Raw genomic sequence first — 20,767 nt, forward strand, 5'->3', positions numbered from 1 at the left:
CATTCGAATTCATGGATCTCTAAATTATTTAACACCTACTGAATACAAGTTGATGAACCTTTAAAAAATTGTCCGATTTAGTGTTGACATACCACTCCTTCAAAATATAGAATACCTCCTTTTTCTTTTTGATATCTAGTATAAAGCAACTTTTAAATTCTTCTTATATATTACCTCAGGCAATTTTCTGTGAGATCTAAATCAGTAGAAGCAATAGAAGTACATGCGCGTCTATGTTCCTTTTCAAGCATTCATATAAGTGTTAATGTGCCTCCACCATCTATATAATTCCTGCAAAATTCAAAATACAGCTCACTTCTTCCTATCGAAATATTATAATGCTAAATACTCAATTCTTACATATTACTTCACTTTTTAATTTTGCCATGGTATTTGAAGTAAAATATCTAGTCGCTTCTTTTACTAAGATGATTTGGAGTGCTGTTTTAATCATAGTAGGTGAGCCTAACACTATTTCCAAAGGTGAGCTGTAACAACTTTGATCCAAAATCCTGTATTGGCATGCCGTTTTTTTATTACGTAATCGATCCAGCGGTATTGGATATTTATGTTAAAATATAAATGACTTAGTGACAGAATGTACTTAAACGAAGGTGAAGAGTTTAAAAGCAGTTAATTTTTAGTTAGACTTACGGAATGTAATCAGATTATTTTACAAGGGGGAAAAAATAATGACACAAGCATTAATCTTTGACATGGATGGAACACTCTTTCAAACAGATAAGATATTAGAATTATCTCTGGAAGATGCTTTTAGCCGTTTACGGTCATTAAATAAATGGGATACGGATACGCCTATTGATAAATACCGCGAAATTATGGGTGTACCTTTACCAAAAGTATGGGAGGCTTTGTTGCCTAATCATTCCGTTGAGGAGAGAAAACAAACTGATGCTTATTTTCTAGAAAGACTAATTGAGAATATAAGAAGTGGGAAAGGTGCTTTATATCCTAACGTAAAAGAAGTCTTAAGTTATTTGACAGACAATAATTGTTCCGTATATATAGCTAGCAATGGTCTAAATGAATATTTAAAAGCGATTGTTAATTATTATAATTTAGATAATTGGGTTACGGAAACGTTTAGTATCCAACAAATTAAATCTTTGAATAAATCGGACTTAGTTCAAAGTATTATAAAGAAATACGCTATCACTACTGGAGCGGTAGTTGGTGACCGACTATCCGATATAAATGCAGCTAAAGATAATGGGTTAGTTTCAATTGGATGTAACTTTGACTTTGCACAAGAAGATGAACTTTCTAAGGCTGATATGATAATTGATGATTTAACTGAGCTAAAAACAATATTACCTAAATTAAACAAATAACTTATTCACGATTGTTGAATAAGCATTAAAAGGTTGTGATACATATTATAAATGAATGAAATGTATCGACCAATTTTTATAATTAGTACTGAAAATTAAAGCTACACTTACTTTAAAAGTAGTGGAATCAGTAAAATCTGATAACAATTTAAGGGGAAAACTACTACTTTTGCCGAAGAGTTGTAAAAGGCATAACTGTCATGCTACCAATGTTGGATATATATACATAAGTTAGTGGAAAAAAGGTACTTAAACGTGGCAGTATATTAATCTAAGAAAGAAGTCTTTATTTCCTCCAGTAAATCAGTACGGCGAAGTAATGAATATCATTATTGTGTATAAAGTGAAGAAAAGGCACTCAGTCAGAGTACCTCATCTTACTTGTTCAACCATTCTCATGCTTTACAAACCTTCACCTTGGAAATCATTCTTCCGTTTACTTCCTCAATCTTGAAGACTAATCCTTCGTATTCAATGGCATCTTTATCTCCAACTTCAGGAATACGTCCGATTTGACCAAGGATAAATCCATTCAGTGTTTCATACTCGTCAAGCGGAAGTGCCACGTCAAAATATTCAACTACCTCATCCAAATCTATACTTCCGTTTACATAGAAAGTGTTGTCATCGATTTTTGTGATGTCTGTAATAATTTCATCATCTTCATCAAAGATTTCACCAACGATTTCTTCTAATAGGTCTTCGAGGGTAACAATCCCGGCCGTTCCCCCAAATTCGTCTATGATGATGGCGATATGAATTTTGTTTTGTTGAAAATCTTTAAATAATTCATCTAGTGTTTTGAACATTGGAGCGATATACGGTTTTCTGCAGAAGTCCATCACATTAAAATCATCTGGATTGTTAGAAACATTCAAATATTGTATAAGGTCTTTGGCATGTAATATTCCAACAACATTATCAATATTGTCTTGGTAGACTGGTACTCTTGAAAATTTTTCTTCATCAACGATAGATACAACTTCTTCTAATGTTGCTTCCGTGGAAAGGGCAACAATCTCAGTTCGATGAGTCATAACTTCGCTTACCTTTACTGCCCAGCGTTTAATAGTGCCTTGAATGATTTTGTTCTCATCTTCTTCAAAGACTCCTTCTTTCGTCCCTACATTGGCCAATAAAGCTATTTCCTCTCTGCTTGTCGTTGTTTGATTATCATTAGAATTTTTGGATATTATTTTTGTAATATATTCCGATATGATTACTAACGGATATGTAATATAAATTAAGTATTGTATAATTTGTACTGAAATTAGGGCCAAACTTTTCCAGTATCTTGCGCCTAATGTTTTCGGAATGATTTCTGATACAACAAGGATAAGGATGGTTAAAACAGCTGAGACCACTCCAAAATATGCTTCACCAAAAACTTTAGTTGCTTGTGCCCCAACACCGGACGCACCAACTGTATGGGCTATCGTATTAAGTGTTAAAATTGCGGAAAGAGGTCGATCCACATTTTCTTTCATATTTTGAAAAAGCTTGGCGCGTTTGTTGCCATTCTCTGCTTTTACATTCAAATAAGAAGGGGTAGTGGAAAGAAAGACCGCTTCGAGAATCGAACAAAGAAAGGACACACCTAAGGCTAAGAACAAGTAAAAAAACAGAAGTATCATAAGATAAGCTTAACCTCTTTCTATTTAGTAGTAATTTTCTATTATTTTTTATTACGTCTTTATTTAGTATATCAAAATGAAACAGTTTTTACACAATTTATACTTCTACTTACAGTGTATAGTACCCTATCATAATAAAATAAAACTTTTTAAAAATTGAATACCTATTATATGAAAAATTGTGTCTGTTATATGATGTGTAGTGTACACCACTTTTATTTCTTTTGCTTAAAGAATTGAAATTATCGGATAGGGCTACCTGTATCATATAAGGGAAGTGGGCGTCAAACAGTTGATATAATTCATAATGTTTACTAGAGGAATATATCTACTTAGCATGTAGTGATAATGACTGAGCGGTTTGCTCAGTTTTCCTAATGGCTTAAATTTAGCATGAAATTTATTGGGATAATATGTTAAATTATGTAAGAAGAAATGGTTTTATTTAGCGGCTTAGTTATATAAAGTTAATTGGAGGTGCACAGGTTTGAGTGATCTATTTAATTTGTTGAATTCTTCAATTTTTCGTAAAAGGTTTAAAAAGAAAGATGCTGAATATAACCGTAAATGGGCTAAATCACAGGATTGGTTTGAAAATTACACAAATGATCCTGCATGGGGAGAATTGATGAATGAAGACCAAAAATAAATAATAGAATCATTTTGATTGAATGGCTTATCTCAAAGTATTCATTTTAAGATTAGGTGGAAAGTAATAAGAATATTTTCAGAAGTAGGAGTTGATGTCATGGGAGTATGGATCAGACGCCTTATCATAATAGCTTGTATGGTTGTACTTATACCGAAAATTTTTTCTCTTTTTTCAGGGCTAACTAATGAATTGCCAGAGGATATTAAAGGTATTCAATACATATTATATAAGTTCAATGAACATAAACTTAATGACTTGATTACGATTGGAGACAGGAAGAACGAAGGAAGATTATGTTTGTTAGCGCTTAAATCACAGGGGCAAATGAAATAGTCAATTTATAATTGAAAATTAGATCCCTCATTCATTTTTAGCCATTGAATTAAGGGGTATCGTTTGCTTACACAGTTTGTTTTACAATCTAAAAAAAGTTTGTTATTTTTTATTTGTGTTCACTTGACTTACTTCGATTTTTTTTATCTGATGGCCATCTACCTCTAGAATGGTAAATTTATAATTATCGTGTTCGATAGTTGTCCCTTTTTGAGGTTCTATTTTATTTGTGAGAAACCAACCACCAATTGTATCAATCTCATTATCATCGATATTAGTTCCAACTAACTCATTTAGTTCAGAAATAAGAAGTTTCCCATTGATGATATATGTATGCTCACCTATTTTTTTGTACATTGGTTGTTCATTTACGTCTAGTTCATCCTGAATTTCTCCGAAGATTTCTTCCATAATGTCTTCCACAGTAATTAGTCCAGCTGTACCACCATATTCATCCACTACTATAGCCATATAACTATGTTGCTTTTGCATTTTTACTAATACTTCATTTACTGGTGTATGTTCTGCAACATAAACAATCGGTTTAACATAATTAGTTGGATCCAATTGTTCACCCTGTAAAAAGTCATGAAAGAATTCCTTCGTGTTTACGACACCAACTATATGATCCTTATCACCATTTGCAACTGGATACCTGGTGTACTTTTCTGCCTTAATAATATCCAGGTTATCCTGGTGTGTATTATCTCTATAAATACATATAATCTCTGTTCTTGGGATCATAATTTCTTTTGCAATTCGTTCATCAAATTCGAAGACCTTATTTAGATAGCTCATCTCAGAAGCGTTAATTTCGCCTTTTTTGTAACTGGTTGAAAGGATAGAGCGAACTTCTTCTTCAGAGTAGACCTCTCCACTTTCCGAAGCAGGAGGTAACCCGAACATCCCAACTAATATACGAGCAGTACCATTCAAAGCCCAAATAAACGGATAGGCCACCTTATAGAAGACGACTAATAAGGGTGAAAGTAACAACGTAACTGCCTCAGTTTTCTGAATGGAAAAGGATTTAGGGGCGAGTTCGCCAACGACAACATGCAAGAATGTAATAAAACCAAATGCAATTATGAACGAAATAGTCGAAACTAGCCCTTCGGAAAAACCGAATGAAGCAATAACTGGATGCAGAAGATGGGCCACTGCTGGCTCACCCAACCAACCAATGCCGAGTGCTGTCACTGTTATCCCTAACTGACAAGCTGCTAAATAACCGTCTAAATTACTCGTAACTTTATCAGCAGATTTTGCACCTGGTTTCCCTTGTTCCACTAATGTTCTAACTCTGGATTTTCTCATTTTAACAACTGCAAACTCCGATGCAACGAAAAAAGCTGTTAATAAAACTAAAATAGCAACAATGATTAAATTAATTATTTCCAAAATGCCCCTTACACGATAATGGCGTAAGGTTTTCACCTCCAGTGTAAAATTATAAATTCTTTAACTAATTATTAATTTTTCTCATTAATAACATTTGTTTTCAGACTTTTGATCAAGGAGGAATACTAATAAAAATTTGTGCAACAAAGGAAGCAACTACTCATACCAAACTTAACTACTTCATGTAAATTATACCTGTCTGTTTTTTGCAAAACTCGTTAGGCGTTTAAGCTATTCTTTTAGTTAATTCATCTCATCATTTACCACGGTACTAATCCTACTGTAAGCTACCACTAATCTAGTCTCATTTTATATTTTTTCCAGTGCATCATTATAATATGCTAATTTTGAGGGATTTTCTTGTCATCTACTAATACTAGACGTTTAACTATGTCTTTCTCATATTTCGCAAGTATTATTTTTAACTCACAATTACACCTTGCTGTATTTTGACCACCACTGCCATGAATTATATAAACGCAGCATAGATGTAAATGGTGAAACATGTTATTTATTGAATGTCTTATTCAGGAGCCATCTCTTGTGTATAGTTATATGATTCACGACAAATCAAGTATTGGTATAAAAGACTGGTCAGCTTTTTTACTTGGAGAAATATTATTCTTCCTTGGATAATTACATATATCCAAGGAAGGTCGGTAATCGATCAATTTTCCAGTATATTATTTAATGTTTGGTCCTACCTCCAGCAAGTTATGATCAGCCTTTTTTGTTTTTTTGCTTTTTAGGGTTGTCTGCTTTAAAAGCTGTTTCGGATTCGTGATCTTTTCTAATTTGCTCAATACTTGAATTTTGAATTCCTTTCCTTGCCATGTTATTCACCACCTTTTTATCAATCATACTTAATTTTCCCTAAGTATTGTACAACCATTCATATATGTTGTTATCTTACAATCCTTAATTAATCTATTGCTTAGGAATATGATCATCTCTTAAGTCAATATATAATCTTCCATCTTTCTGTATCTCAGCAAAAAATATATCAGATATATCATTAACTCCAGCTTGTTTCAATTGTTTTTCCAGCCAATTTTCATCTATGCTTAATTTGGATAAGTTGGACTTGTTGATCTTCCCGTCCGAAATTACTTCTGTAGCTATCGGGAATGGTTCTGTTTTTATTACTTGGATATGCATATCACCTTTTGTTAGCGTTTGTTTATCTTCCTTTTTCATAACTGAAAGTGTCCCGTCCGTTTCAAATATTGCATAATCAACATCAGTAACGGAAAATACGTTTTTCTTTCGCAACAATGAATGTAAAGCATCGATATCTAATCTGGCTTTTCGTAGTTCGCCTTCCATAATTTTCCCTTGTTTTATAAGAATCGCTGGCTGTCCTTCGATAACTTTTCGGGCTTTCTTAGATTTAATATCAACTACTCCCATAATGATAGTTAGAATTGCCCATCCAGATAAAGCATATATCCCAGCCCAGATCTCTAAATTTTGATTTACAACAAGGGAAGCTGCAATGGAACCTACTGCAATTCCAGAAACAAAATTAAAAAATGTTAACTGACGTAGTTCTTTTCTTCCCATTATTCTCGTGAGTAATAACAGGACAAGAAATGCAGAAATAATTCTGATTGTTAGTTCAGGAAAATCCATAAGAAATACCCCTTTGCGAAATGATATGGTGTTTTAAAAAGTTCTACTGTTTTAAGTTACCCAAATTTATTTATTTAACAACCAATGGAAATGGTATACAATAAAATGACTGACAACAATCTAAATCCAAATGGAGATACAAAAAGGGAGGTGAAGATTATAGCTTATTATGCTACTAGATTAGTTCTGGGTATCATCTTTCTAATAGCGGGTTTAAACGGGTTTCTTGTTGTTTTTGATATCGAGCCGTGGATTCCGACAAGCTCTGAAGCAATGGAGTTATTTCAATTTAGCTATCTATTAGTTGTGGAAAAGGCATTGGAAGTGATTTGCGGATTTTTACTAATGATTAATCGGTTTGTTCCTTTAGCTTTAGCAGTATTGACACCGATTACAGCCAATATTTTCTTATTTCACAACTTTGTAGATCCTTCATTACTTATCTTAGCTGTAATAATGATTATCATTCAAGGTTATTTATTATATCATTTCAAAGATACATTCAAAGGATTATTGGAGAGTCAGTAATCTCTTATCTTTCAAAAAAAGTTAAAGACGGACATCCACTTGAAACAGTCATCTGGATACGCCCGTCACTTTTATTTGCTTAGTTTTATTATTTCTTTTATCTCGCGATTTAGTTGTTCTACGTCCATAGACTCTATTTTTTCATCTGTTATACCGTATTGCTTTTTCAGTTGTACTACACGGGTTACACTGTCATCCAAGCGTTTCATTGAGATTCTACCGTTCACAACTGCATCTTCGATAGCCGTAAATACAGCATCTATTTGCTCATATCCATGACAGATCAATAACAAATCTGTCCCTGCCTGGATTGCTTGTACAGCTGCATCACCAATCTCATAGTTCTTTAAAATTGCACCCATAGTTAAATCGTCGCTAATCACAAGTCCATCAAAACCTAATTCGTTCCTTAACACCCCTTGAATAATTTCAGCTGATAATGTAGCAGGATTGTCTGGATCAATCGATGGTACCATTAAATGACCAATCATTATTGCTTCAGCATCATGTTTAATCGCTTGCTGAAAAGGCCTAAGTTCAACTTGACGTAATCTTTCAATCGAATGATCAAGAAGCGGAAGATCGATATGTGAATCAACATCTGTATCTCCATGTCCCGGAAAATGTTTTCCAACGGGAATAACATTTTCGTCAGATAAGCCTTGCATTAGTGCAATTGCCATCCTGCTCACTAGTTCAGGTTTGTCTCCAAATGACCGGTCTCCAATAATAGGGTTATTCGGGTTACTATTCACATCAAGTACTGGAGCAAAATTAATATTAAAACCATACCCCTTCACTTTTTTGGCTAATAGTTTCCCGATTTGATTAGACAGATCACGATCATTCTTTTTGCCAATTGCTTGGTTTGATGGGGTTGCCATTACCTCTTCAGGAAGTCTTGTAATTCTCCCGCCTTCTTCGTCAATTCCTAAAAATAACGGTATTTGATTGTCATTGGCCTGTTTTAAATCATTAATTAAATCGATGGTTTGTTGAGTATTTTTGATGTTCTTTTGTAATAAAATGAACCCTCCAACCTTTTTATTGGAAAGATAATGCTTAACTTGTTGGTCAATGGAGGTACTTTCCAATCCGATCATCATTAGTTGACCGATCTTTTCCGGTATTGTCATAGCATCCATATTGTAGGGAGAGTCCCAACGCTCACTGTTTAATTCACCGGTTGATAAGGCTGTCAGGTGGTGAGTAGACAAAGCGTGTTCTTTTATGGGTTTATTGCTGCAGCTACATATAAACATGAGTATAAGTATCCATAAACTTAATTTCTTTATCATAGTCCCATAACTCCTATTAACCTTAGTATAATATTTATATAAAGCTATGCTTATAGATTAGACCAATTTTAAGCTTTTATGTTACTTAATTTGAAGCGAATCAAATTGACGTAATGCTTTCATTCAACATATAATAACTGTAAGCGTTAACAGAGGGGGTGGGTGTTATCGGTACGATTAATAAGATTCGCTTGAAATTTTTAAATTTACGTCTGAAATATAAAATGGTTATTCTCACATCATTAGTACTGCTGGCGTTTAGTATAGGAGGTTTGTCGATATTACAATACGCTTTTAACCTCTACAATAAGGAAATCTACCGCCAATCTGCTCAAGCTTTGCAAGTTTCAACAAATTCTGTAGAAGCAGAATTAAAGAAAATGGAACGTCTTTCCTATCAAATCACTACCGATACATATGTGCAATCCTATTTGTTAGAATTGACTAACACCGATTCGAACTATGATAAATACATGATCGGAAATGAACTTCGAAAAAGGTTATTACATATTGGCGCATTAAACAAATATGTACAATCGATTCAAGTGTATGATACAAATGACAAAGAATATGCCAGTGGAAATTTAATTATCAATTTAACTGAACACAGGTTAACAACAATGAAACAGGCTGCCCAAGAGAAAGAGGGTGGGGTCAATTGGTTATCACCATCAGAAAATGATGAGACAGTAATGGCGGTCCGGGATATACGTGAATATATGGATTTTTCTTTCGAAAGGTTAGGAACCGTAGGAATACGAGTTGATATTAATGAAATAATGAATGAGCTCACAAATAATTTAGAAGAGCAAGAAACTAATTTTCTTATTTTTGACCAGAACGAGCAGCGAGTGTTCTCCGATGAAAATAATTTAGACGACATTAAACCTTCAGATTTCCTAGTTAACCAACAGGGCTATCAAATTATAAAGCATAACGGTGAAAGATATTTTTTAACTTATTCAGAGGCTAATCACTTGGATTGGACGTATATGATTCTAACGCCATATAGTAATTTGTTTACAGTAATTAGCCAGGCACGAACGGCTGTTTTTTTAACTTATTTTGCACTATTTTTACTGATGATTTTCCTAGGGACCAAGTTTACCGGTACGATTGTAAACCCGATTGAAAGTTTGAATAAAAAAATGAAAAAAGTCCAGACGGGTGACTTGGATTATTATGATGTTGGCATGGAAACAGAACTGACTAAAGATGAAGCAGGCCAAATGCATGAGAATTTCAAGAAAATGATGAACCAGATAAATTATTTAATTGGCGAAAATTATAAGAAACAATTATTAATTAAAGAGTCTGAATTTAAAACATTGCAGGCACAAGTAAATCCGCATTTCCTTTATAATACGCTGGAATCGATCAATTGGTCCGCCAAAATAGTCGGTGAAAAGAAAATTTCGCAGATGGCAGAATCACTTGGTTACGTTTTACGAGCATCGATTAACATGAAGGATGCATTGATTCCACTGGAAGAAGAATTGACAGTAGTAGACCATTATATTACGATTCAAAGTCATCGTTTTGATGAAAGATTACAGTTTACAAAAGAGATACCTAAGCGATTCTTAGATGTACAAGTACCAAAATTCATTATTCAACCATTAGTGGAAAATGCAATTCGTTATGGTCTGCAAGAAATGATTGGTGTTTGTAAAATTCATCTCTCGATTAAAGAGGGGGGAGACACGATCGTTATTCTAGTGGAGGATAATGGCCCAGGTATAAACAAGTCTTATTTAGATCAAATCGAAACTGGCGACTATCAGCCAAAAGGGACTGGTATTGGGCTGCACAATATAAACGAACGTGTCAAAATACTTTTCGGAGAGGAATATGGACTAACCATTGACAGCGAAATAGGGAATGGCACGACAGTTTCGATTAGTTTGCCGAAGGAGGATAAAGAAGAATATGTACAAAGTGTTGTTAGTAGATGATGAACGGATGATCTTGGATGGTATATCTGTGATCGTGGATTGGAATAAACATGACACAGCATTAATTGGCAAAGCAATGAATGGACTAGAAGCATATGATTTTATTACGAAACAACAGCCAGACATTGTGATTACCGATATAACCATGCCCGGTTTAGATGGTATCGAACTAGTGAAAAAGGCAAAACAAGACTATCCATCTATTAAATGGATTTTTTTATCTGGATTTAGTGAATTTGAATACGCAAGAAAAGCTATGCGATTTGGTGTCAAACATTATTTACTAAAACCGTGTAATGAAGTGAATATTTCCGAAGCTTTAGTTGATGTGGTTCAAGAAATTCGCGAAGAAGAAGAAGCTGTTAAATATATGAAGGCAATGGAAGAAGAAGTGACAAAAAATACGGTCAATGAATGTGAGGAAGTCTTAAAGCAGTTTTTTATTTACGAACAAATAACGGAAAAAAGCCAGTCAAAAATGAAGCAGATGGTGGAAGGACTCTATTCATCAGAATCTTTCTTTTTTTGGCTGCTTTTCGTGGAAGGGAAAATGGCATATGACCAAATCAACCAACTAATAGAAACAATTAATCAATCATTTCTCAATGAACAAGTCGTCACCACATTAATCGAAAGTAAAGTAGTCGTAATGATGCGCCATTCTCCAGAATATCAAAAAACAATCAAAGACATTCTCCAAGCTGAAATAAGTCAATCAACACTGAATATGACTTCCATTTTATCGAAAGACTTTACAATTGACCAAATAGAAAAAATCCCAACAATAGATGAAATGGTACAGCAAGTTTTTTATCAACCAAAGCATAGTTTTATTCCGTATCAAAATTGGATTAACTTTCATAAAAAATTGCAACCAGACATTGAAATAGACCTAGATACGATTGTGTTTTATTTAAAAAAACAACAAAAGAATGAGGCGGTGTCCTATCTTATAGATTTTGTTGAAAAACTGAAAAAGCATAAAGTTGCTCCAAAGATTACAAGAGGATATTTTATTCAAATTTATTTATTATTAATGAGTAAATTAGCACATCACTCTACAGAGGATCGGGTGCAGGCAATTGGACAAATGGAGGATTATCAGCATATTTCTGATTTTGTTACGTTCTTTGAAGAACTTTTTGAAAGAATGATTATGCAAAATCAAACACCGCAAAAATATTCAAAAGTAGTGCGACAAATGTTAACTTGCATTGAAGAAGAGATTGAGAATCCTGCGTTATCACTTCAGTGGCTGGCTAACCACTGCCTCTATATGAATGCAGACTATTTAGGGAAAACCTTTAAAAAAGAAATTGGACAACGTTTCTCATCTTATGTAACCAATGCACGCATTAATAAAGCAGTGGAGATTATCGAAGCGGAACAGGATATTAAAGTATTTGAATTAGCGGAAAGACTAGGTTTTGGTAATAACCCACAATATTTCAGTCAAATATTTAAAAGAATGAAGGGATTTACACCATCTGAGATTATCAAGTCAAATGAAGGGGTAAGATAGCGGTTTCAAAAAACTCTTCTTTTTAAACATTTACCACTGTTTTTTCTATCATACCTACATGTCAATATCTGCTATTATATAACTGTAATCGCTTTCAGCGTATTAAAAAGGGGAGGGAAAGAAATGAAAAAATCTTTGTTAGTACTATTAGGAATGATGATGATTCTTTGGTTAGCTGCATGTAGTGGCGATGATAGCTCTGAAGATACAAGTGGCGATACCGATGATACTTCAGAAGAAACAGACACTGACTCCGATTCTGAAGCAAGTGGGGATCAAGTAACTTTAAGAATTGCTTGGTGGGGATCACAGCCACGTCATGATTACACATTGGAAGTTATTGAATTGTATGAAGAGCAAAACCCGAATGTAACGATTGAACCAGAATATGCTAGCTGGGATGACTATTGGCAAAAATTATCACCACAAGCAGCAGCAAATGAATTACCAGACATTATTCAAATGGACTTATCTTATATCTCTCAATATGCAGAAAATGGTCAATTAGCAGATTTAGAACCGTTTCTTGGCAGCGAGATCGACGATTCAAATATTGCGGAAAATACGATTGAAGGTGGCCGAATTAACGACGGTCTTTACGGGTTTAATCTAGGTTCCAATGCACTAAGTTTTCAATATAACCCTGAGATTTTAGCGGAGATCGGAATTGAAGAGATCCCTGAAACATACTCATGGGACGAATATCAAGAAATGGCTCAACAGGCAGCAGATGCTGGATATTACTTTGATAACGGTATGCAAGCAGATGTGTTTTTTAACTATTACTTACGCCAAAATGGTGCTCGTCTGTACGCAGAAGATGGAAGTGGCCTTGGATATGATGATGATCAATTATTTGTAGACTTTTTTACGATAATTCAAGAACAAGTGGAAGTGGAAGCGACTCCAACTCCTGATTTTATGGCACAATTAGCAGGCCCTGAAGATGACCCAGTTGTATTAGGGGATGGAGTAGGGATTTTCCAATGGTCCAATCAATTTGTTGGGTTGGAGGATATGTCAGAGCATACTTTCGCATTTGCTACTCCTCCAGGTGAGAATCTAGAAGATGGTTTATTCTTAAAGCCGAGTATGTATTTCTCCATTTCCGAAAATTCAGAGCAAAAAGAAGCAGCAGCTGCCTTTATTGATTTTTGGGTGAACGATGTTGAAGCGAACAAACTTATTCTTGGTGACCGTGGAGTTCCGGTTTCTTCTGTAGTTCAGGAGGAAATTGCAGATGATGTTTCTGAAGCTCAGCAAGCAGTATTTGATTATGTTGCATGGGCTGAAGAAAATAGTACGCCAATGGGTGCTCCAGACCCGGCAGGTGCAGGTGAAATCATCGAGCAATTAACTAATATAAGTGAACAAATTGCATATGGCGAAATTACACCAGAAGATGCAGCTGAACACTTTAGAACGCAAGCAGAAGGTATTTTAGGTAACTAAAAGGATTATGAAAGGCAGTAGCTGATCCTTAAGAGATCAGCTATTGCTTTTCCATTATTCAGAATCATAGAAGGGAGCTTTACAAAATGCAAACTCATATGAAGCAAAATTTATGGGGATATCTATTTATTGGTCCGTTTATTATAGGATTTTTGGCGTTTACCATTATTCCTATCATTGCTTCTTTCTACTTCTCATTTACATCGTACGATTTATTTAATTCTCCTGAATGGATCGGATTAGATAACTTTAAAGAGATGTTTACATCTGATCCGAGATATTTACACTCTTTAAAAATCACTTTTATCTATGTATTTGCTGGAGTTCCATTGCGTTTATTATTTGCATTAGTAGTAGCTATGCTACTAAATACAGCGTCTCGAGCAGTAGGATTGTACAGAACTTTATATTATTTACCCTCTTTAATAGGTGGTAGTGTTGCGGTAGCAATTATGTGGCGTCAAATCTTTGGTGATGATGGAATTGTAAACTTAGCACTTATGACAATGGGAATCGATCCAGTTAGATGGTTTGGAAATCCAACGGCCGCATTATGGATGTTGATATTTTTATCTGTTTGGCAGTTTGGCTCTTCGATGCTGATCTTTTTAGCGGGTCTAAAGTCGATACCACAAAGCTATTATGAAGCTGCAAGTGTTGATGGTGCAAGCTTCTTTCAAAAATTCTTTAACATCACAATACCAATGTTAAGTCCTGTCATCCTATTTAATGCAGTTATGCAAACAATTGCTGCATTTATGACATTTGTTCCAGCTTATATCATTTCAAAAGGTACAGGTGGACCATTAGATGGGACATTATTATATTCACTGTATTTATTCAAGCAAGGTTTTGAATTCTTCCATATGGGTTATGCATCAGCCATGGCTTGGGTAATGTTAGTGATCATAGGGATATTAACTTCTCTAATTTTCTTTTCATCTAAATATTGGGTGCATTATGAATCAGAGGGAGGCAGATAGCGATGCAAGCAAAATATTTAAAAAAGATCATATATCATTTAATCGTTGGTTGTTTTGCTATCCTTTTGCTATATCCAGTAATTTGGTTAATTATGAGTTCATTTAAATCAAGCGAAAAAATATTTGCAACAGCAGAATCTTTAATCCCACAGCCATTTATATTAGGTAACTATGCACAAGGATGGGCAGGCTTCGGTGACTATGGGTTTGATACGTATATTTTAAATACGTTTATCTTTGTTATTTTAGTGTTAATCGGTCATTTAATTTCTTGTTCTTTAATTGCTTTCGGATTTGCGAGATTAAAATTTGCTGGTAGAAGCTTTTGGTTTGCGATTATGATATTAACATTGATGCTTCCTTATGAAGTAGTGATGATTCCACAATATATTATATTTGCCCAGTTGGATTGGCTAAATTCATTAAAACCACTTGTTGTACCTGCCTATTTTGGTCATCCATTTTTCATCTTTTTATTGGTGCAATTTATTAGGACGATACCTAGAGAATTGGATGAAGCGGCAATTATTGATGGATGTAATACATTTGGTATATATAGAAGAATCATATTGCCATTAATTGTTCCTGCTTTAGCAACGACTTCGATTTTTACATTCTACTGGACATGGGATAACTTACTTGGTCCAGTATTATATTTGAATAGTCCTTCGAAATATACGGTTTCGATGGCCTTAAACATGTTCCTAAGTAATGAAACAGTTTCCAACTGGGGTGCAATGTTCGCGATGTCAGTAGTATCCTTAATTCCAGTGTTTATTATTTTCTTCATTTTCCAACGTTATGTGGTAGATGGTATTAGTACTAGTGGGTTAAAAGGCTAAAGCTGCAGTAATTCCGTTAGAAGAGTTTTTAAGGGGGATGTTAGTATGAACGCTTTGAATAAAGCATTTGAATGGATCTCGAAAGTAGCATATTTGAACTTATTATGGATTGGGTTTGCACTGTTTGGTCTAATCATTGTAGGTTTATTTCCATCGACTGTTGCAACTTTTTCAATAGTAAGGAAATGGGTTTCTGGAAATACTGATGTTCCTCTGTTTAAAACTTTTTGGAAAGTTTATCGCCAATCGTTACTACAAGCGAATATTTTAGGCTATATAATAGCGGTAATGGGTTATGTATTATATTTAGATTTCTTATTTGTTACGTTAGTGGAAAATGATTATTTAATGTTACTTACTATTCCATTCTTATTCATTTCGATATTTTTTATATTAACATCATTTTATGTTTTTCCAGTCTATGTTCACTATGATATGAAACTGTTACAAGTATTGAAAAGTTCATTTTTTATTATGATATTGAATCCCTTACCGACAGTGGTTATGGTATTGGGAGTGTTTGGTATTACATATGGTTTATGGCATTTCCAAGGGTTAGCTTTGTTCTTTAGCATGAGTCTAATAGCTCTTGCACTAACGATGCCCGCGCATAAAGCTTTCTCCAAAGTACAAGAAAAGAAAGCTTATTTCACTAAACAGAAATTAATGGAAGAATAACAAGAGCTCTTTGCAAGGGCTCTTTTTTTATGGTAATCTATTAAAAGTTGTTTTTCGACATAAAATGACATAAGGAATGCTAGTATTGAAATATTTTTGTAACATTCACATAACATTAGTGAAATCTAACTATGTTACAATGAGTCTGGTTCAAATGATAGGATGAAAAGACTACAAGAAAACCTTTTCAATTAAAGGGAGCTTACATAGAGAGAGCGTATAAACGAAAATTTTGTTGGAAAGTAGGGGAATCGAGTGCGAGAAATACGAGGTTTAGTAAAAGATTCAGTTGTTGTCGTAACGATTATGTCAAGTTTGTTTTTTGTTCAGACTGTTAGCGCTGAGACAAAAGAAGAAATTCAAACTCAACGATCGGAAGTACAATCAAGTATTGACGAAAAAGAACAGGAACTTCAGAAAATTAAAGAAGAGTTAATTGAGTTAAATGAGCAAATTATGAGATTGGATGAAGCGATAGAGGATAATGAACAAAAAATTGAGGAAACGGAAAGTGAAATAACAGATACTGAAACAGAAGTAAGTGAACTGGAAGAAAAAATCGAAGAAATACAAGAAAGTATTGAGCGAAGAAATGAAATTCTTAAGGAGAGAATATCTTCATTACAGGAAAATGGCGGTTCATCTAGCTATCTTGAAGTATTACTAGGTTCTACTGATTTCGTAGATTTTGTTGATAGAGTAGCATTAGTACATAAGATTACTCAAGCAGATCAAGATTTATTAGAAAGTCAAGAAAAAGATAAGTTAGAAGTGGAAGAGAATAAAGCAGAGTTAGACAACAAATTACAAGAATTAGAAGATATGAAAGCAGATTATGAAGAAATGCAAAAACAAATCGTTGCACAAAAAGAACAAAACGAAGACTTGAAAGAAAAATTGAAAGAAAAAGAGGAAGAAAATAGCGAGTATTTGGATGATTTGAAAATTGAGGATGAAATTCTAGCAAAAAAAGAAAAAGCACTTAAAGAAGCAGAAGAACAACAACGTGCTCAGGAGCAGGGGGCTAGAAGTAACGGCTCAAATGGTGCTATTGAACAGTACTCCAGCAATTCTTCCGAGACCGTATCAGTTAGTGGTAGTACGGTAGATATCGTAACAACAGTAGGTGAAAAATATATTGGCAACTCTGTTTATGTTTTTGGTGGCGGCAGATCAGCTTACGATATTGCTAATGGTCGTTTTGATTGTTCTGGATTTGTCAGCTGGGCTTTTAAACAGGCAGGAATCAGCTTGCCTGCGAGTACTTCAGGATTAAGTTCAGTAGGATCAAAAGTTTCTACTAGCGACATGCAACCAGGAGATCTTGTATTTTTTAATACGTATAAAACAAACGGACATGTAGGGATCTACTTAGGTAATAACAAATTTATTGGTTCCCAAAGCTCAACAGGTGTAGCTATCGCTGACATGGGTAGTGGCTACTGGAAATCAAAATTCTCTGGTCTTGTACGCCGCGTAGGATCATAAAACATAGGAAACCCCGTTTCAACATGAAACGGGGTTTTCTATGTAATTTAGTGGATCTTCAAATCAAACGATTACCACAGCCAATATTAGAGTTAACAGAATTCAGAATAAGCATTGGTCAGTTGCGTGACAATCTCTTCCATTTCATGCCCTTCAATTTGCTCACGAGGAATAAAGTGTTTCAACTCTCCACCTTTTACAATGGCCATGGATGGAGAAGAAGGTTCTACACCTTCGAAGTATTCACGCATTTTTGCAGTTGCTTCTCGATCTTGACCGGCAAACACAGTAACAAGCTTTGCAGGTTTCTGCTCACCATCTAATGATTGAACAGCTGCGGGTCGCGCCAATCCAGCTGCACAACCACATACAGAGTTTACCACAACTAGTGCTGTCTCCTCGTTAGTAGACATAAATTGCTCTACATCTTCAGGTGTTACTAATTCTTCAAAGCCAGCATTGGTTAATTCATCACGCATGGATTGTGTAATTTCTCTCATGTATTCTTCATATGCATTCATAGTTATATACCTCCTAATTATACTCTACACAATTTTAACAAAAATATAGTGGTATGAGCGACATATTTGTTTGAGCATTATTCAATTAATTGAACTTTAACCCATCCTCGAACACTGTTAATAAACCAGATTTGATCGAAACTATCTATGTCTTCTAATGAAACACTTTTTTCTATTATGATGCCATCAGTGACTAATTTTTGACGGTAAGTCCCGGCCAATAGTCCATCAGTTACTGGTGGCGTATAGTATAGACCATTTTTCTCTAATACAATATTCCCTATTGTAAATTCTGTAATAAACCCCCGTTCGTTCCATAACAGTGTCGTCATTGCATTTTTCGACATATTTTCATCATAAGTATTATAAAGAGTTCTATTCGTAGTTTTATGGTAAAGAAAGATATTTTCTTTATTTATTGGCTTTCGGGCAATTGTAACTTGTATTGGTTCCAGTATTGGTTTAACAGATTGACATGCTAATGTAATTTCACCATTAGCATGTAAAAGCAATCTTACTTTAAAAATCCCCTTTGGTTTTTTGGTCGCAAGTTCTTCTAATTCTTCTACAATGTAATTCGTACGATGTGGAAATTGAAAATAAATAGCAGACTCTCTCAATCTATTCATATGAAAGGATAGTAAAGGGTAATTCCCTTGTTCTAATTTGATAGATTCTAATAAAGAAAATGGTTCTCTTTTTTGATAAAGAACTGCTGCTTTTTGATTCAATTCTTGATATTCATTCTTAGGTACAGAATTCCAGGTGATTCCTCCTCCAGCTCCATATGTTGCGTGATTTTCTTGAATAGTAACCGTGCGAATAGGAACATTAAACATTGCTTCTCGTTGAGGAGTTATAAATCCGATTGCGCCACAATAGACCTCCCTTGGTGTGTCTTCTAAGTCTGCTATATATTTCATTGTTTTTACTTTGGGAGCACCGGTAATAGAACCGCATGGAAACAATGCTTGAAACCAATCAAACACCGTATTTTTTTCTAGTGTTGCCGATATGGTCGAGGTCATTTGGTGAACGGTTGGATAGGTTTCTATGTCAAATAAACGATCTACTTTTACTGTTCCTGGTTTGGCGATTCTCCCTAAATCATTGCGTAATAGATCGACGATCATTACGTTCTCTGCTCGGTCCTTTTTGGAATTTATTAATTGTTCTTTTAATACTGCATCATCACGTAATGTTTTTCCTCGCTTTATTGTACCTTTCATCGGTTTTGTTGTCATTTGTCCATTGCTTACATGAAAAAAGAGTTCAGGTGAAACAGAAAGTATTTGAAAATCCTCCATACTTAAATAAGCACAATATGAAGCTGATTGGTTTTGTAACAATTGTTGATAAAAGGAAAAACTATCACCGGTAAACTGTGCTTTCAATCTAGTTGTATAATTTACTTGATAGGTGTTACCTTGTCTAATTAATGATTTTATTTTTGCAATGGATTCGTTATATTTTTTATGACTAACAGTATTTTTCCATGTAGAGATGGAATAAGGGACATGATCATTTTTAGTTTTGAACGTTGTAAATTCTTTAAAGACACCAAACCACATTAATGGTAAGGAGGGGTTATCGTGTACGATATAACTATTATCAAAGGCCGGAGCAGCCTCATAGGAAACGTAGCCGGCAACATAATATCCATCATTCAAAGCTTTTTCTATTCTATTAAAAGCATGGTGTATACTGCCAACGTGAGATGCAGTAATGATATCAATTGGATGAGTAAATGTTTTTCCTTTTCCTTTAAAATCGAACTGAAGGTATGTTTCCATTTACAGCACATCCTTTCGATATGTTGTTGGTTGGATTAAGCGTAAACTATTTTTAACGATTTCATATCCATAATCCGTTAGAATAGCCTCGGGATGAAATTGAACTCCTTCTATCGGAAGTTGTTGGTGTTGTACTGCCATGACAGTTTGATCTTCTGATTGTGCAGTTACTAATATCTCATTGGGCATGGTGTTGTTATTTGCAATCAATGAATGGTATCTTGCGACATCAAATGATCGCGGTAAGCCGTTAAATACACCTATATTCTTGTGGTGGATCGTACTTGTCATACCATGCATGGGCTTATGAGCTGGAGTAATACTCCCCCCAAAAAATTCAACAATAACCTGCATTCCAAGACATACTCCAAAAATAGGAATCAATTGATGAAAATGTTCTAGTATATCTGGGGATATTCCACTATCTGCAGGTGCTCCTGGCCCTGGTGATAAAACAAGCAGACTAGGTTGCATAGAGGCGATTTCCTCAATTGTTGTAGCATCGTTTCGGTATACAACAACATTTTCTCTCATTTGGCGATAATATTGCACTAGATTATAGGTGAAGGAATCATAATTATCAATAATAACAATCATAACTTTTCCTCATTTCAAAATTTAATCACTAACTATTATAACCTAATACAAATAACTGAAAAAGACTTCAGTTGTTTTACAGTATAGTTATTAATCCATCAGTACT

19 protein-coding genes are annotated in these 20,767 nt (G+C 34.5%); 11 read left to right on the top strand and 8 right to left on the bottom strand.

What is annotated here, in order from left to right:
• The first annotated feature begins 692 nt into the window (after window positions 1–692).
• Window positions 693–1,352 (top strand): HAD hydrolase-like protein, encoded by a 660-nt coding sequence (locus tag J5J03_RS09275; RefSeq protein ID WP_208588941.1) that lies wholly within the window; start codon window positions 693–695, stop codon window positions 1,350–1,352.
• Window positions 1,353–1,747: 395 nt separating this feature from the next.
• Here J5J03_RS09275 and J5J03_RS09280 read toward each other — a convergent pair whose 3' ends face one another.
• Complete coding sequence (locus J5J03_RS09280; RefSeq protein ID WP_208588943.1) at window positions 1,748–2,986, bottom strand: hemolysin family protein; 1,239 nt, start codon at window positions 2,984–2,986, stop codon at window positions 1,748–1,750.
• 487 nt (window positions 2,987–3,473) lie between these two features.
• On the opposite strand from J5J03_RS09280, the gene J5J03_RS09285 reads away from it, so the two are divergent.
• Both J5J03_RS09285 and J5J03_RS09290 read left to right on the top strand, forming a co-directional pair.
• The gene (locus J5J03_RS09285; protein ID WP_208588945.1) at window positions 3,474–3,635 is read left to right on the top strand and encodes a hypothetical protein; all 162 of its coding nucleotides are present in this window, start codon (window positions 3,474–3,476) and stop codon (window positions 3,633–3,635) included.
• Between the two features lie 99 nt (window positions 3,636–3,734).
• Window positions 3,735–3,971 carry a hypothetical protein gene (locus tag J5J03_RS09290; protein WP_208588948.1) on the top strand — a complete coding sequence of 79 codons (237 nt, stop codon included), beginning with the start codon at window positions 3,735–3,737 and terminating at the stop codon, window positions 3,969–3,971.
• 102 nt (window positions 3,972–4,073) lie between these two features.
• Here J5J03_RS09290 and J5J03_RS09295 read toward each other — a convergent pair whose 3' ends face one another.
• The 3 genes from J5J03_RS09295 to J5J03_RS09305 form a co-directional block, all read right to left on the bottom strand.
• On the bottom strand, window positions 4,074–5,372 hold the full coding sequence (locus tag J5J03_RS09295) for a hemolysin family protein (protein WP_208588956.1): 1,299 nt from the start codon (window positions 5,370–5,372) through the stop codon (window positions 4,074–4,076).
• Between the two features lie 720 nt (window positions 5,373–6,092).
• Window positions 6,093–6,206, bottom strand: a complete 114-nt coding sequence (locus tag J5J03_RS09300; protein ID WP_208588958.1) for a biofilm-forming protein — start codon at window positions 6,204–6,206, stop codon at window positions 6,093–6,095.
• A gap of 93 nt (window positions 6,207–6,299) precedes the next feature.
• Entirely contained in the window at window positions 6,300–7,004 is a 705-nt protein-coding gene (locus J5J03_RS09305) for a YetF domain-containing protein (RefSeq protein ID WP_208588960.1), read from the bottom strand.
• A 105-nt stretch (window positions 7,005–7,109) separates the two neighbouring features.
• Here J5J03_RS09305 and J5J03_RS09310 point away from each other — a divergent pair, with 105 nt between their 5' ends.
• A complete protein-coding gene (locus J5J03_RS09310) occupies window positions 7,110–7,532 on the top strand; it encodes a DoxX family membrane protein (protein WP_208588969.1) in 423 nt (140 codons plus the stop codon).
• A 71-nt stretch (window positions 7,533–7,603) separates the two neighbouring features.
• Here J5J03_RS09310 and nagZ read toward each other — a convergent pair whose 3' ends face one another.
• The gene (gene nagZ / locus J5J03_RS09315; RefSeq protein WP_208588971.1) at window positions 7,604–8,830 is read right to left on the bottom strand and encodes a beta-N-acetylhexosaminidase; all 1,227 of its coding nucleotides are present in this window, start codon (window positions 8,828–8,830) and stop codon (window positions 7,604–7,606) included.
• A 272-nt stretch (window positions 8,831–9,102) separates the two neighbouring features.
• Here nagZ and J5J03_RS09320 point away from each other — a divergent pair, with 272 nt between their 5' ends.
• The 7 genes from J5J03_RS09320 (at window position 9,103) to J5J03_RS09350 (ending at window position 17,750) form a co-directional block, all read left to right on the top strand.
• The gene (locus J5J03_RS09320) at window positions 9,103–10,785 is read left to right on the top strand and encodes a cache domain-containing sensor histidine kinase (RefSeq protein WP_231710669.1); all 1,683 of its coding nucleotides are present in this window, start codon (window positions 9,103–9,105) and stop codon (window positions 10,783–10,785) included.
• A complete protein-coding gene (locus tag J5J03_RS09325; RefSeq protein ID WP_208588979.1) occupies window positions 10,760–12,307 on the top strand; it encodes a response regulator transcription factor in 1,548 nt (515 codons plus the stop codon). Before J5J03_RS09320 ends, J5J03_RS09325 begins: the two co-directional genes overlap by 26 nt.
• A gap of 123 nt (window positions 12,308–12,430) precedes the next feature.
• Window positions 12,431–13,759, top strand: coding sequence for an ABC transporter substrate-binding protein (locus J5J03_RS09330; RefSeq protein WP_208588981.1), 1,329 nt, complete (start codon window positions 12,431–12,433; stop codon window positions 13,757–13,759).
• Window positions 13,760–13,845: 86 nt separating this feature from the next.
• Entirely contained in the window at window positions 13,846–14,742 is an 897-nt protein-coding gene (locus J5J03_RS09335) for a carbohydrate ABC transporter permease (protein WP_208588986.1), read from the top strand.
• 2 nt (window positions 14,743–14,744) lie between these two features.
• Window positions 14,745–15,584 carry a carbohydrate ABC transporter permease gene (locus J5J03_RS09340; RefSeq protein WP_208588987.1) on the top strand — a complete coding sequence of 280 codons (840 nt, stop codon included), beginning with the start codon at window positions 14,745–14,747 and terminating at the stop codon, window positions 15,582–15,584.
• A 45-nt stretch (window positions 15,585–15,629) separates the two neighbouring features.
• The gene (locus J5J03_RS09345) at window positions 15,630–16,262 is read left to right on the top strand and encodes a YesL family protein (RefSeq protein WP_208588988.1); all 633 of its coding nucleotides are present in this window, start codon (window positions 15,630–15,632) and stop codon (window positions 16,260–16,262) included.
• A 255-nt stretch (window positions 16,263–16,517) separates the two neighbouring features.
• Window positions 16,518–17,750 carry a coiled-coil domain-containing protein gene (locus tag J5J03_RS09350; protein ID WP_208588991.1) on the top strand — a complete coding sequence of 411 codons (1,233 nt, stop codon included), beginning with the start codon at window positions 16,518–16,520 and terminating at the stop codon, window positions 17,748–17,750.
• A 92-nt stretch (window positions 17,751–17,842) separates the two neighbouring features.
• Here the strand turns inward: J5J03_RS09350 and J5J03_RS09355 are convergent, their stop codons facing one another.
• The 3 genes from J5J03_RS09355 to J5J03_RS09365 form a co-directional block, all read right to left on the bottom strand.
• Window positions 17,843–18,271 carry a BrxA/BrxB family bacilliredoxin gene (locus J5J03_RS09355; RefSeq protein WP_208588993.1) on the bottom strand — a complete coding sequence of 143 codons (429 nt, stop codon included), beginning with the start codon at window positions 18,269–18,271 and terminating at the stop codon, window positions 17,843–17,845.
• Between the two features lie 77 nt (window positions 18,272–18,348).
• Complete coding sequence (gene pabB, locus J5J03_RS09360) at window positions 18,349–20,064, bottom strand: aminodeoxychorismate synthase component I (protein WP_208588995.1); 1,716 nt, start codon at window positions 20,062–20,064, stop codon at window positions 18,349–18,351.
• Window positions 20,065–20,661 carry an anthranilate synthase component II gene (locus J5J03_RS09365; protein ID WP_208588997.1) on the bottom strand — a complete coding sequence of 199 codons (597 nt, stop codon included), beginning with the start codon at window positions 20,659–20,661 and terminating at the stop codon, window positions 20,065–20,067.
• Between the last annotated feature and the right edge of the window lie 106 nt (window positions 20,662–20,767).

Source organism: Gracilibacillus suaedae (genome assembly GCF_017599345.1).
Taxonomy (GTDB): domain Bacteria; phylum Bacillota; class Bacilli; order Bacillales; family Amphibacillaceae; genus Gracilibacillus; species Gracilibacillus suaedae.